This is a genomic window from Moorella mulderi DSM 14980, from assembly GCF_001594015.1.
Taxonomy (GTDB): domain Bacteria; phylum Bacillota; class DSM-521; order Neomoorellales; family Neomoorellaceae; genus Neomoorella; species Neomoorella mulderi.
Genome location: NZ_LTBC01000001.1, coordinates 526,453 through 538,792 on the forward strand (window position 1 = coordinate 526,453; position 12,340 = coordinate 538,792).

At 56.3% G+C, this 12,340-nt stretch carries 15 protein-coding genes; all 15 read left to right on the forward strand.

Annotated features, from left to right (window positions below):
- The first annotated feature begins 7 nt into the window (after positions 1-7).
- On the forward strand, positions 8-583 hold the full coding sequence (pth, locus tag MOMUL_RS02780; protein ID WP_064774314.1) for an aminoacyl-tRNA hydrolase: 576 nt from the start codon (positions 8-10) through the stop codon (positions 581-583).
- 31 nt (positions 584-614) lie between these two features.
- The gene (locus MOMUL_RS02785) at positions 615-1,043 is read left to right on the forward strand and encodes a hypothetical protein (protein ID WP_062281166.1); all 429 of its coding nucleotides are present in this window, start codon (positions 615-617) and stop codon (positions 1,041-1,043) included.
- Positions 1,044-1,167: 124 nt separating this feature from the next.
- A complete protein-coding gene (gene mfd / locus MOMUL_RS02790; protein ID WP_062281169.1) occupies positions 1,168-4,722 on the forward strand; it encodes a transcription-repair coupling factor in 3,555 nt (1,184 codons plus the stop codon).
- Between the two features lie 291 nt (positions 4,723-5,013).
- Positions 5,014-5,565 carry a stage V sporulation protein T gene (spoVT, locus tag MOMUL_RS02800; protein WP_054937440.1) on the forward strand — a complete coding sequence of 184 codons (552 nt, stop codon included), beginning with the start codon at positions 5,014-5,016 and terminating at the stop codon, positions 5,563-5,565.
- 83 nt (positions 5,566-5,648) lie between these two features.
- Positions 5,649-7,115 (forward strand): bifunctional methyltransferase/pyrophosphohydrolase YabN, encoded by a 1,467-nt coding sequence (gene yabN, locus MOMUL_RS17200; protein WP_062281175.1) that lies wholly within the window; start codon positions 5,649-5,651, stop codon positions 7,113-7,115.
- An 85-nt stretch (positions 7,116-7,200) separates the two neighbouring features.
- Positions 7,201-7,467, forward strand: coding sequence for an HU family DNA-binding protein (locus tag MOMUL_RS02810; RefSeq protein ID WP_201786452.1), 267 nt, complete (start codon positions 7,201-7,203; stop codon positions 7,465-7,467).
- A 55-nt stretch (positions 7,468-7,522) separates the two neighbouring features.
- Positions 7,523-7,792: an RNA-binding S4 domain-containing protein gene (locus tag MOMUL_RS02815; protein ID WP_062281181.1), complete on the forward strand. Its 270-nt coding sequence runs from the start codon at positions 7,523-7,525 to the stop codon at positions 7,790-7,792.
- Between the two features lie 111 nt (positions 7,793-7,903).
- Positions 7,904-8,833, forward strand: coding sequence for a SpoIID/LytB domain-containing protein (locus MOMUL_RS02820; protein WP_062281184.1), 930 nt, complete (start codon positions 7,904-7,906; stop codon positions 8,831-8,833).
- 70 nt (positions 8,834-8,903) lie between these two features.
- On the forward strand, positions 8,904-9,170 hold the full coding sequence (gene yabP, locus MOMUL_RS02825; RefSeq protein WP_054935776.1) for a sporulation protein YabP: 267 nt from the start codon (positions 8,904-8,906) through the stop codon (positions 9,168-9,170).
- Positions 9,167-9,640 carry a spore cortex biosynthesis protein YabQ gene (yabQ, locus tag MOMUL_RS02830; RefSeq protein WP_054935777.1) on the forward strand — a complete coding sequence of 158 codons (474 nt, stop codon included), beginning with the start codon at positions 9,167-9,169 and terminating at the stop codon, positions 9,638-9,640. Before yabP ends, yabQ begins: the two co-directional genes overlap by 4 nt.
- Before the next feature lie 111 nt (positions 9,641-9,751).
- Positions 9,752-9,976: an RNA polymerase sigma factor gene (locus MOMUL_RS02835; RefSeq protein WP_054935778.1), complete on the forward strand. Its 225-nt coding sequence runs from the start codon at positions 9,752-9,754 to the stop codon at positions 9,974-9,976.
- Complete coding sequence (locus MOMUL_RS02840; protein WP_054935779.1) at positions 9,969-10,313, forward strand: FtsB family cell division protein; 345 nt, start codon at positions 9,969-9,971, stop codon at positions 10,311-10,313. The genes MOMUL_RS02835 and MOMUL_RS02840 overlap by 8 nt, the downstream gene beginning before the upstream one ends.
- An 85-nt stretch (positions 10,314-10,398) precedes the next feature.
- Positions 10,399-10,797, forward strand: coding sequence for a S1 RNA-binding domain-containing protein (locus MOMUL_RS02845; protein ID WP_054935780.1), 399 nt, complete (start codon positions 10,399-10,401; stop codon positions 10,795-10,797).
- A gap of 79 nt (positions 10,798-10,876) precedes the next feature.
- Positions 10,877-11,767 (forward strand): Ppx/GppA phosphatase family protein, encoded by an 891-nt coding sequence (locus tag MOMUL_RS02850; RefSeq protein WP_062281187.1) that lies wholly within the window; start codon positions 10,877-10,879, stop codon positions 11,765-11,767.
- Complete coding sequence (locus tag MOMUL_RS02855) at positions 11,764-12,333, forward strand: UbiX family flavin prenyltransferase (RefSeq protein ID WP_062281189.1); 570 nt, start codon at positions 11,764-11,766, stop codon at positions 12,331-12,333. Before MOMUL_RS02850 ends, MOMUL_RS02855 begins: the two co-directional genes overlap by 4 nt.
- Positions 12,334-12,340: the final 7 nt, after the last annotated feature.

The following is a 12,340-nucleotide window of genomic DNA, read 5'->3' on the forward strand; positions in this document are numbered from 1 at the left end:
TTTGCCGGTGCAGATGGTGGTGGGCCTGGGCAATCCCGGGCCCCGTTATGAAACGACCCGGCACAATGCGGGTTTTATGGTCCTTGATCTCCTGGCCGGCGAACTGGGAATTAACTTTAATTCCAGCCGTCACCAGGCGTTCATCGGCCGGGGGATGGTAGGGGAAAGGCGGGTCCTCCTGGTCAAGCCCCAGACCTTTATGAATAATAGCGGCCAGGCCGTTGCCCCCCTGGCGCGCTGGTACGGTATCGCCCCGGCTGAAATGGTGATTGTTCACGATGACCTGGACCTGGCGCCGGGGCGGATGCGTATCAGGCCGGGGGGCAGTTCCGGCGGTCACCGCGGTTTGCAGTCGATTATCACCGCCCTGGGGACAACGGCCATACCAAGGTTAAAAATAGGTATTGGCCGGCCGCAAGAGGGGGAAAATGTAGTTGACTACGTGTTACGGCCCTTCAGTGAAGGCGACTGGGCCCTGGTGGGCCCGGTCCTCCTGAAGGCGGCCCGGGCCCTCCGTTTCCTCCTGGAAGGAGGGGGACTCGAGGAGGCCATGAACCGTTTTAATAGCCGGAGGGAACGCTAACTCCCAGGGAGACTCCTGCAGGGGTTAAGCCATGATTTTTCTTAAAACCTTGCTGGTAGGCCTTATGGCAGCCCTGGTAGCGTGGGCGGTTAACTACGTGCTCCTGGGGCTGGGGTTTAATAATAGAGCCATCCTCACTTTATTAGGACCCCTTGGGGAAGAAATCCTGAAGACAGGCCTGGCCCTGTTGACAGGGACTTCCCTGGCCGGTGTTCACAGCGTGTTTGGTCTCGCTGAAGCAGCCTGGGAACTGGCCGGCGCACCTCCAGCAAAGGGGCCCCCGAAATTAAAACCGGCCCTGGCGGCCGTGGCAGGTCATTCCTTTTTTGGCCTGCTGGCATCTTTAGCTTACGCTCGTTCCGGCCGGGCCGACGTAGCCCTGGCTACTGGTTTCCTGGCTCACCTGGCCTGGAACCAGGTGATTTTGACCCTGCATTCCTTTTTAAATTATAAAACTTGACTTCTTTCCCAGGGGCAGAATATAATAAATACTGGATGAGGAGTGTTGTGCGGAGATGAGGCCCTGGAAAAAGGGCCTTTTCTTAATCAACAAAAGCTTGCTTACTGGTTGGAGTGCAGTATAAATGCATAATTATGGTATATTGCAAATTGTCAGAGATAGTTCTCAATTTCACAGCATAGTAAAGGGCTTCAACCAGGGCCTGGCGGAGCAGCAGATCTACGGCCTACCAGAGGGTTTAAAGGGGTTGTGGCTGGCAGCCATGCTCCTCGATTACCACCCTATCCTGGTGGTTACAGCCGGAAGCGATGAGGCCGGGCGCCTGGTAGCTGACATTGATTCCTTCTGGCCGGGGTCAGGCACCGGCTATCTGCCGGCGGCGGAACTCCTGCCGGTGGAGGTATACGCCCACAGCCCGGAACTGGCGGGCCAGCGCCTTAAAGCCCTGACGGACATGGTCAGCGGGCGGATACGGCTCCTGCTGGTTCCGGTGGAGGCTTTGCTCCAGAAACTGCCGCCGCCGGAGATTTTAAAGCAGGCCCTCCTGACCCTGGAAATAGGCCAGGTAATTGACCGTGAGGCTCTTCTGGAGAGGTTAATCGCCCTTGGTTACCGGCGGCAGGAAGTAGTGGAAGCCCCCGGCCAGCTGGCCGCCCGGGGGGGCATTATTGATATCTATCCCCTGGGTGCCCGGGAACCGGTACGTTTAGAATTATTTGGCGATGAAATTGATTCTCTCCGTTACTTCGACCCGGATACCCAGCGTTCGGTGGCGGAGACGCGGGCCGTAACCCTGGGGCCGGCCCGGGAGGTTCTCCCGCCCCAGGACATCAAAGCCGGGCTGGAGGCTTTGCAGGCCGAATTTTCCCAGACCTATACTGCCTTGCGCAACCGCCAGCCCCAGGCAGCCCGGGAGTTAAAAGAAAGGGTCCAGAATCTAATGGCCCGGCTGGAGGAGGGAGACTGGCCGGAAGGTATTGACCAGCTCCAGGCCCTTTTTTACCCGCGCCTGGCTACCCTTTTCGATTACTTCCCGCACCCGCCCCTGGTGGTCCTTGATGACCCGGCGCGTTTGCAGGAAGAAATGCGCCGGCGGGAACAGCAACGCCTGGGGGTTTTTACTGAAATGCTGGCCGGCGGCCTGGCTTTACCTTCCCAGGGGCAGGCCTACCTGGAAACGGGCGAACTGGAGCGTCTTTTCAGTCGCTACCAGCGCCTCTACTTTTCCTTGTTACCCCGGCGGGCGCCGGGGACCAGTCCCCGGCAAGCCATCGGCGTCGGCGCCCAGTCCATCCCGGCCTTCCAGGGCCGGATGAATTTGCTTGTTGACGAACTCAGCCGCTGGCGGCGGGATGGCTACCGTACCATTCTTATGGCAGCCGACCCGGACCGGGTGGCCGGCTTGCGCCAGGCCCTGGCTGACCAGGGTATAGCCTGCCAGGCCCTGAATGAAGTGGCTGCCGTTCCCGAGGGCGGGCAGGTACTCATTGTGCCGGGACGCCTGCGCCAGGGCTTTTCCTGGCCCGAAATGCGGCTGGCCGTCCTGGGGGACACGGAAATTTATGGCGGGGTTAAAAGGCCGCGCCGGCCTAAGGTGGCCAGGGAAGGCAGCAAAATCACCTCTTTTAACGATCTCCGGGAAGGTGATTACGTCGTCCATGTCCACCACGGTATTGGCCGGTACCTGGGCCTGAAGCAACTGGAGGTGGGAGGGGTCAAAAAGGACTACCTCCTCATCCAATACGCCGGCCAGGACCGCCTCTATGTACCCATTGATCAGGTTTCCCTGGTACAAAAATACGTCGGGGCTGAAGGTCATGTGCCCCGCCTGTACCGCCTGGGAGGCAATGAATGGCATAAGGTCAAGAGCCGGGTCCAGGAAGCTGTCCAGGCCATGGCCGAGGAATTGCTGGAACTCTATGCCAAACGAGAGGCCATCCCAGGGTATGCCTTTTCGCCCGATACGCCCTGGCAGCGGGAATTTGAAGAAGCCTTTCCCTACACAGAGACGCCGGACCAGCTCAAGGCCATCGCTGAAGTCAAGGCGGATATGGAGAAACCCAGGCCCATGGACCGCCTCCTCTGCGGCGATGTCGGTTATGGCAAGACGGAGGTAGCCATGCGGGCAACCTTTAAAGCTGTCATGGACGGCAAGCAGGTGGCCGTCCTGGTGCCGACAACCATCCTCGCCCAGCAGCATTATAATACCTTTAAGTCGCGCTTTGCGCCTTTCCCGGTAAAGATAGCCGTCCTAAGTCGTTTTTGTTCCCTAGGGGAGCAAAAACGGGTTGTTAAGGCTTTAAAAAGGGGTGAAGTGGATATTGTCATTGGCACCCACCGCCTGTTGTCCGGTGATGTCTCCTTCAAGGACCTGGGCCTGGTCATCATTGATGAGGAACAGCGCTTTGGCGTGGCTCATAAAGAAAAGTTAAAGAAAATGCGTTACAGCGTTGATGTCCTGACCATGACGGCCACCCCCATTCCCCGCACCCTGCACATGGCCCTGGCCGGCGTCCGCAACATGAGCCTGATTGAAACGCCGCCGGAAGACCGCTTTCCCGTCCAGACCTATGTGGTGGAGTACAGCCCGGAGCTGGTACGGGAGGCCATCCGCAGGGAACTGGACCGCGGCGGCCAGGTTTACTTTGTTCACAACCGGGTGGCAGATATTGACCGCTTCGCCTATCACGTCCAGCAGCTGGTACCGGAAGCCCGGGTGGGGGTAGGCCACGGCCAGATGGAGGAAAGGGAACTGGAAAAGGTCATGCTGGACTTTATCGAAGGCCGTTACGATGTGCTGGTCTGTACCACCATTGTGGAAAACGGCCTCGATATCCCCAATGTCAACACCCTCATTGTTGACGAGAGCGATAGTTTCGGCCTGGCCCAGCTTTACCAGCTCCGCGGCCGGGTTGGCCGGACCAACCGCCTGGCCTATGCCTATTTCACCTACCGGCCGGACAAAGTCCTGGGTGAAGTGGCCGAAAAGCGCCTGGCTGCCATCCGGGAATTTACGGCCTTTGGCTCGGGGTATAAAATTGCCCTCAGGGACCTGCAGATCCGGGGCGCAGGGAACCTCCTGGGACCCGAACAACATGGGCACATGCTGGCCGTAGGCTTTGACCTCTACTGCCAGCTCCTGGAGGAAGCCGTGCAAAAATTAAAACGCCAGCGAGGCGAAGCCCTGCCGGAAATGAGACCGGTGGCAGCCTCCCCGGCGGCCCCCGTGGAATTAACGGTGGATACTTTCTTGAGCGACGAGTATATCCCCGATGCTGCCTTGAAGATGGAAATCTACCACCGCCTGACGGCGGCCAGGGATTTAAACGAAGTCGAAGATATTGCCAGCGAAATGGAAGACCGCTATGGCCGGCCACCGGTAGAGGCGCAAAATCTTTTAAGCCTGACCCGGGTGCGCCTCCTGGCCCAGGAAGTTGGCGTAACCAGTGTGCACCAGAAGGGCAGGGAAGTAGAATTGAGTTTGGGCCAGCATCACGCCCTGCGGGGCGAAAGGCTGCTGCAGCTGACCCAGTATTTTCCCCGCAAGCTCTCCTTTTCTTCTGCCGGCGGTTTGACCATCAGGGTGCGGACGGGGGGCCTGGACCAGCAGGGGTTGCTGGCTTTACTGGAAGATGTCCTGACTAGGATTAAATACCTGGTCGCTGAAGCGGCAGGCTAAAGGGGATTATTATATGCTGTATTATGCTGGCCGCCCTGGTAGTTCTCAACCTGGTTTCTACAGCCGAAAATTTAATTTTTCTAATAGGGCGGTGCGAAGTGGCATATAGTTCGTACCGCTCTTGCCATAAATGTTTAGTTTTTGCCCGGAAGCCGGATTTTATCCATGGTACCAGTTCTAGAAAAGGCAGGGAAAAAATGAATAAACCATCTGGATGGATTATATACTAACAGTGAAAGCTAATCCTTGAAAGGGTTACCCGGAAAAAGGGTAAAGGGGGGATAGACAGCAGTGAAAGCAACAGGCATTGTACGGCGTATTGACGATCTAGGACGTGTGGTAATACCCAAGGAAATCAGACGCACCTTGCGGATTCGCGAAGGTGATCCACTGGAAATCTTCGTTGACCGTGAAGGCGAGGTAATTTTAAAAAAATACTCGCCTATTGGTGAACTGGGAGATTTTGCCAAGGAATATGCAGATTCGCTCCATGAAGCCATCGGGCATATAGCCTGTATTGCTGACCGGGACAACATTATTGCGGTAGCCGGTGCCCCCAAAAAGGAATTCCTGGATAAACCCATTGGGCCAGCAGTAGAAAAGGTCATGGAAGACCGTAAACCTGTGCTAATTAACTCCCCAACGGAAGACCTGTTCCCCATTGACGGTGAAGGAGAGGCCTATAAATTTACGGCCGAAGTTATTGCTCCCATAATTGCCGAGGGTGATCCCATCGGGGCGGTAATTATCTGCTCCCGGGAGCCAGGGGTGAAAATGGGGGATATGGAGCTGAAGCTGGCCGAGACGGCGGCAGGCTTCCTGGCCAAACAAATGGAACAATAACAGCGGCGCCCCGGCGCCGCTTTCTTTTTAGCCGGATGTTGTGGTACAATAAAACGGTACTCTTTTCCTGTGAGGCGAGGTAGATGGCAGGCAAGGTTATTATCGCCGGCATGGGGCCCGGTGACCCGGCCCAGGTGCCGCCGGCGGTCCTGGCGGCCCTGCCAGGAGTGGACAAGATCTACCTGCGGACGGCCCGGCACCCGGCAGTAGCGGCTTTAAAAGAGCGAGGATTACAGTGGGAGAGCTTTGATAGTTATTATGAGCAGGCAGGAGATTTTGAGGAGCTTTACCGGCGGATTGTTGCTACCTTACTCGGGGAGGCCAGGGATAAAGAGCTGGCCTACGTCGTACCGGGTCACCCCCTGGTAGCCGAAAGGAGTGTAACCCTGCTCCTGGAAGCTGCCCCCGGAGCCGGGGTAGACACCCGGGTAATACCGGCCATGAGCTGCCTGGACGCCCTGTATGCCACCCTGCACCTTGACCCCACCCGGGGCTTAACTGTTACCGATGCCCTGACTTTTACGTTAGATGGGCTGGATCCCGGGCTGGGGCTGATACTCACCCAGGTTTACAACCAGAGGATAGCGTCCGACACCAAGTTGACCCTTATGGGCCTTTACCCGGATGAATATCCGGTAACGGTGGTCCGGGGCGCCGGCCTGACCGGGGAAGAACGGGTGGCAACGGTACCACTCTATGCCATCGACCGCCTGCCCTGGATCGATCATCTCACCAGCATTTACCTGCCCCCTTACCCGGAGGGCCGGGACCGGACACTGGCGGGACTCAAAGCTATTATGGCCAGGCTACGCGGCGAGGGAGGTTGCCCCTGGGACCGGGAACAGACTCACCAGTCTCTTAAACGTTACCTTATTGAAGAAGCCTATGAAGTCCTGGAAGCCATTGATACCGGCGATATGCATAAACTGTGTGAGGAGTTGGGAGACTTACTGCTACAGGTGGTTTTCCATGCCCGGCTGGCCGAGGAAAACGGCGACTTTACCCTGGCCGACTGCCTGGAAGCTATCTGTGCCAAGATGCGCCGCCGTCATCCCCATGTTTTTGGTACGGCTATTTTAAATACAGCCGGGGAGGTGCTGGCCCGCTGGGATCAGATCAAGGCAGCCGAAAAGAAAAGTAATGGGGAGGGGGAACCTTCGGTATTAAGTGTGCCCCGGGGGCTGCCAGCCCTCATGAAGGCCCTGAAGGTCCAGGAGCAGGCAGCCCGGGTGGGTTTTGACTGGAGTGACGTGACCGGCGTTTGGGCCAAAGTAGAGGAAGAGCTGGAGGAATTAAAAGAAGCTGTGGCCGGGGAAGAGCGCCGGGAACAGGCCGCTGAAGTGGGAGATGTCCTTTTTGCCTTAGTGAACCTGGCCCGCTGGCTCGGGGTGGAGCCAGAAGCTGCTTTACAGGCTACCGTTGCCAAATTTATGCAGCGTTTTCAGTATATAGAGAGGAAGGCCCGGCAAAAAGGACTGGATATGGGAAGGCTTTCTCTGGCGGAGATGGATGCTTTGTGGGAAGAAGCGAAAAAAATTCCAGGAAAATAAGAGGTAATGCAGGAGATTGTTGAATTATAGCGAATAAAAGTGAACAAGGGCAACTGATAGGCAGGAGGGATCATAAGTGAACAAAATGGATTTAGTGGCCAGCGTGGCTGAAAAAACCGACCTGACCAAAAAAGACGCCGAAAAGGTAGTCAGCGCCGTATTAGCCAGTATCGAAGAAGCCCTGGCCCAGGGCGATAAGGTGCAGCTTGTAGGCTTTGGTACCTTTGAGATCAAGGAAAGGGCCGCCCGGGTAGGGCGTAACCCCCGCACCGGTGAGGAAATCGAAATCGCAGCCACGCGGGTACCGGTTTTCAAAGCCGGCAAGGCTTTGAGGGAAGCTGTAGCCAAATAAGCAGGTAAAAGGGAAAATCAGGCAATACGCCTGATTTTCTGTTTGGAGGTACCTTATGCGCCTGGATAAGTTTTTAAAGGTCTCCCGGTTAATCAAGAGGCGGACCCTGGCCAAGGAAGTATGTGATGGTGGCGGGGTAGAGGTCAACCGCCGGCCAGCCAAGGCCGGTACAGATGTAAAACCCGGTGACATTTTAACCTTAAAGCTGGGCAACCGCTGGCAGACGGTAGAGATCCTGGCCACACCGGAAAGTATAGCTGCCGACCGGGCTAAAGAAACTTACCGGGTCCTGGCTGAAGGCAAAACCAGGCCCGGCGAGCCTTAACCGGCCCCTGGCAACTATACCACCGGATGCATAGCCATGCAGGCTTCCTGCTTATACTAAGGTAAAACTGAAACGTCAGTGCTGGGTAAAACCTTAAAGGCAGGGACAAACATGGCGTTAAGGCGTAAAGTGATAGCAAGTATGGTAGGGCTGTTGTTCTTAAGCCAGGTTTTAGCAGGTTGCCGGGCCCCGGCAAGGCGACCGGCAGTCCAGGAACCCACCCTCTCTCTTTATGTTAACCAGACCGGCGAGGTTAAAAGGCTAAAAATAGAAGAATACCTGCCCGCCGTAGTAGCAGCGGAAATGGAGCCAAGCTGGCCCCTTAACGCCCTGGCGGCCCAGGCAATACTCGCCCGGACCTTTACCATGAAAAAGATCCAGGAAGGCGGGGTCAAGGCCCACGGTACCGATGCCTCCACCAGCGTGGAAGAGTTCCAGGCCTACAACCCTGCCAGGGTCAACGATAATGTCCGCCGGGCGGTAGAAATGACCCGCGGCCAGGTTATCAAGTATAAAGGGAACTACATCAATGCCTGGTTTCATGCTTCCGGCGGCCCCCGGACGGCTGCTTCAGCAGTGGAGGGATTAAATTTCCGGCGGGAACCGGCACCTTACATCCAGAGTGTTCCCGACCCTGGAATGGCCATAACCACGCCGGAGAATAAAAGCTGGACGGCCACCTTCAATACCGCCGAGGTGGCTGCGGCAGTAAGAAAAGTTACCGGCCAGGACCCGGGAACTATTACGGCGGTAAGTATTGCCGCCAAAGGCCCTTCAGGCCGGGCTACCCAGTTAAAGGTCGGGAAGTTAACTGTCGATGCCTCGGCCCTGCGCCTCGCCCTGGGCAGTGACCGCCTGCGTTCAACCCTGCTCACAGGTATAACCACCGGTAACGGCCGGGTGACCTTTAAGGGCGAGGGTTACGGCCACGGCGTCGGTATGAGTCAATGGGGGGCCAAAGCCCTGGCTGAACAGGGCAAATCACCCCAGGAGATTATTAAATACTTCTTTAAGGATGTGGAGCTGGTCAAGGCCTGGTAGCCGGCCAGCTCTTTTTATTACTTTTTTACCCCTCTCCTTCATAAAAATAAAGGAGAGGGGGGATGGCGTAATGGCTGACGGGCAGCACCAGCTCACCATTATCAACCGGGAAAAACTCGTTATCAGCGGTGTCCTCCAGGTCCTTAATTACGATGAAGAAGAAATACTGCTGGAAACAACCATGGGGCTACTGGCTCTAAGGGGAAAAGATTTTAATATCAGCAATTTGAGCTTGGAGACAGGTAATCTCGAGGCCAGTGGTACGGTAAATAATCTTAGCTACAGCGAGGGAAAGGGCGCCAGGGGTAAGGGCTTGCTCCAGCGCCTGCTTAAATGATCCCTGTACTGGAACAGTGGCAGATATTTCTGGCCCTGTGCGGGGCAGGGCTTTTGCTGGCCTTCGGCTTTGATTGCTACCGCGTCGGCCGCTATTTTTGGCGGCCGAAACGGTTGCGCACCCATATGGGTGATGCCCTGTTCTGGTTAATCTTTACTGCTTTAACCTTTACTTTGCTGATGTTCATTAACTGGGGTGAGGTACGGGCTTATGTTTTCCTGGCCCTGGGTCTGGGGACCATCCTGTATGCCGGTTTCTTAAGCCGGGGCATGCGCCGCCGGTTATACACCGGCGGGCGTTTGCTGGCCAGGATGATGGCCGTTGGCCGCCGCTTTTTAAGGCAGACAGTTCTGGTTGTCATTATTCCAGGGAGCATGGTTTTTAGTTGTTTAACGTTCCCTTTTGCAGCTTTAAGACTTTTCCTGCGGCGCCACCACCCCGGCGGTCCTCCCGGCGGGGTGAAAGGTTAATTATTTTTCTCCCACCAGGAGGATTTTTTTCAGGAAGGGCGAATTATAAATTTTGTCCAATAGTTGTCCACAATATGTGCATAAATTGTGGACAAACATGGGGAAGATGGCGTGCAGATTGAAATTCGTGGCGCAGAAAAGCTGAGCTTCCGGGAACGCCAGGTGGTGGCCCTGAAAGAGATGGGCCTCAGCAATGAAGAAGTAGCACGCCGCCTGAACTTGAGTGCCAGCAGCGTGGCTACCCTTTACCACCGGGCCCGGACCAAGGGTTACCAGGTGGTAATTGTCCTGCCCGGCGACTCCTTAAGCATATTTGCAGGTGAAGAAGATGGGTAAGGTAGTGCCATTTCCCAAAAGACGCTGGAACTGGCCGGGTATAGTAGTTAGTGTCCTGGCAATCTACCTTTTATACTCCTTTGCCCATGTAGGCCTGGCCCTGTACCAGACCAACCTCCAGATTAAGGCCTGCCAGGAGCAGAAGGCGGCTTTGCTGGCCGAAGGCAACCGCCTCCGGGAGCAGATTAAAGAGCTCAATAACGATAGTTACATTGAGCGGATGGCCCGGGAAGAACTGGGTCTGGTAAAACCCGGGGAAACAGTAATTATACCGGCGGTACCGGGCCAGGTAAGGCCCTATATTCCTCCTCAGCCGGGCCATGAATTTCGTGATTAAAATTCCTCCAGGTTATTGACAAATTTCTTAACTCTTGCATATAATGGGAGTAGCTTTAAACGAAAACAGGAGGAATAACATTCGTATGTCCATTGCCGTAGGCACCGTAGTGGAAGGAGTGGTCAGCGGGATCACCAAGTTCGGTGCCTTTGTAGAATTGCCCGGCGGCCTGACGGGGCTGGTCCATATTTCCGAGGTAGCCGACACCTACGTAAAAGATGTCAAGGATTTTATTAAAGAAAAGGACCGGGTAAAGGTTAAGGTCATCAATATTGACGAAAAGGGCAAAATCGGCCTTTCCATAAAGAGGGCCGATCCCAATTATGACGAAAACCGGCGCAGCCACCGCCACAACCGGGCTGCTGCGGCATCTTCCTTTGAGGACAAATTGGCCCGTTTCCTGAAGGAAAGCGACGAGCGTTTACAGGATCTCAAACGGCACACAGAGGCCAAGCGTGGCGGCCGGGGGGCACGCGGTTTTTAGGACTTTATTTTTTTAAAATTATATAAGTCAATTCATCCGGGCACCCTACAGGTGCCCTTTATTGCGCAGGTGAGCCGGAATGACATGCTATGCAGCCCTGGATATTGGTTCTAACTCCGTCCGCCTCCTGGTTGGCGAGGTGCAAGGTGCCTCCGTACAGCCCCTCCGGGCCGCACTCCGCAGCACCAGGCTGCTGGCCGGGGCGGCGGATGGGTGGTTACAAAGGGCAGCCGTAGAGCGGACAGTGGCCGCCGTCGCCGAGCTGGCCGCCTTGGCCCGGGATTACCAGCCCCAGGACCTGGTTTGTGTTGCTACCAGTGCTGCCCGGGAGGCCCGTAACCCGGAACTTTTGCAGGCCGGGGTGGCAGGGGAGGCCGGGTTGGATTTAATTATTATCGATGGGCATACGGAAGCCCGCCTAGCCTACCAGGGCGCCCTGGCAGGCCTTAAGGAGCCGGCTTTCAATCCCCTGGTAATCGATATCGGTGGCGGCAGTACGGAACTCAGCTGGCAGGAGGAAGCCGGACTGCAACTGGTAAGCGTTAAGGTTGGTGCCGTGCGGGCTACTGAAACGGCCATGCCAAGGGTGGCTATGGAGACGGTGCTTGCTCCCGTTCTCGCCCGGGCGCGAAAAGCACGGCCGGGACAAATTATTGGTACCGGCGGGACCATAACCACCGTTGCAGCCTTGGAACTGGGCCTGGAGCGCTACCAACCGGAACTGGTTCATGGTATGGTCTTAACTGCTGAACAAGTTAAAAGCTGGCGCCGGGTTCTAACGGCCATGACCCTGGTTGAGAGGCGGCAGCTTCCCGGCCTCCAGCCGGAGCGGGCAGATATAATTGTCGCCGGCGTCACCATCCTGGAAATAATCCTCGCCGGACTGGCCGCAGGCAAGCTGGTGGTTAGCGAGACTGACCTCCTCTGGGGTTTACTGCTGGCCCGGGCTAGAGGGGAGAAACTGGCATGAGACTGGTAGTAGCAGTTACGGGAGCAACGGGGGCAGTATATGCCGTCAGGCTCCTGGAGGCCTTAAAAGAGGCAGGGGTTGAGGTACATTTAATTTTAAGCCACTGGGCCGGGGAAACCCTGCGCCTGGAGACGGGGATGGGAGTTGAAGCTGTCCAGTCCCTCGCCGCCTGTTGTTACCAGGAAAACGACCTGGCGGCCGCTGTGGCCAGCGGTTCATTCCAGCACCAGGGGATGGTGATCATCCCTTGCAGTATGAAAACCCTGGCCGGTATTGCCCATGGCTACGCAGCCAACCTCATTATGCGGGTGGCTGATGTCACCCTGAAGGAAGGGCGCCGGCTCATCCTGGTCCCCCGGGAGACCCCGTTAAACGCCATTCACCTGGAAAATATGTTGTCCCTGGCCCGCCTGGGGGTAGTCATTATGCCACCCATGCCCGCCTTTTACTACCGCCCCAGGACCGTTGACGAAGTGGTCAACCACTTGGTAGGTAGAATCCTCGATCAACTGGGACTGCCTCACGACCTGGTACCGCGCTGGGGAGGAGCCACTAATGAGGAATAGTTGCTGG

What these genes read in the sequence shown, in the direction of transcription:
- MOMUL_RS02855 (WP_062281189.1), top strand. Translation starts at nt 11,764, where the DNA reads ATGAGACTGGTAGTAGCAGTTACGGGAGCAACGGGGGCAGTATATGCC.
- MOMUL_RS02850 (WP_062281187.1), top strand. Translation starts at nt 10,877, where the DNA reads ATGACATGCTATGCAGCCCTGGATATTGGTTCTAACTCCGTCCGCCTC.
- mfd (WP_062281169.1), top strand. Translation starts at nt 1,168, where the DNA reads ATGCATAATTATGGTATATTGCAAATTGTCAGAGATAGTTCTCAATTT.
- yabQ (WP_054935777.1), top strand. Translation starts at nt 9,167, where the DNA reads ATGATCCCTGTACTGGAACAGTGGCAGATATTTCTGGCCCTGTGCGGG.
- yabP (WP_054935776.1), top strand. Translation starts at nt 8,904, where the DNA reads ATGGCTGACGGGCAGCACCAGCTCACCATTATCAACCGGGAAAAACTC.
- MOMUL_RS02815 (WP_062281181.1), top strand. Translation starts at nt 7,523, where the DNA reads ATGCGCCTGGATAAGTTTTTAAAGGTCTCCCGGTTAATCAAGAGGCGG.
- MOMUL_RS02785 (WP_062281166.1), top strand. Translation starts at nt 615, where the DNA reads ATGATTTTTCTTAAAACCTTGCTGGTAGGCCTTATGGCAGCCCTGGTA.
- MOMUL_RS02845 (WP_054935780.1), top strand. Translation starts at nt 10,399, where the DNA reads ATGTCCATTGCCGTAGGCACCGTAGTGGAAGGAGTGGTCAGCGGGATC.
- MOMUL_RS02840 (WP_054935779.1), top strand. Translation starts at nt 9,969, where the DNA reads ATGGGTAAGGTAGTGCCATTTCCCAAAAGACGCTGGAACTGGCCGGGT.
- yabN (WP_062281175.1), top strand. Translation starts at nt 5,649, where the DNA reads ATGGCAGGCAAGGTTATTATCGCCGGCATGGGGCCCGGTGACCCGGCC.
- MOMUL_RS02820 (WP_062281184.1), top strand. Translation starts at nt 7,904, where the DNA reads ATGGCGTTAAGGCGTAAAGTGATAGCAAGTATGGTAGGGCTGTTGTTC.
- MOMUL_RS02810 (WP_201786452.1), top strand. Translation starts at nt 7,201, where the DNA reads ATGGATTTAGTGGCCAGCGTGGCTGAAAAAACCGACCTGACCAAAAAA.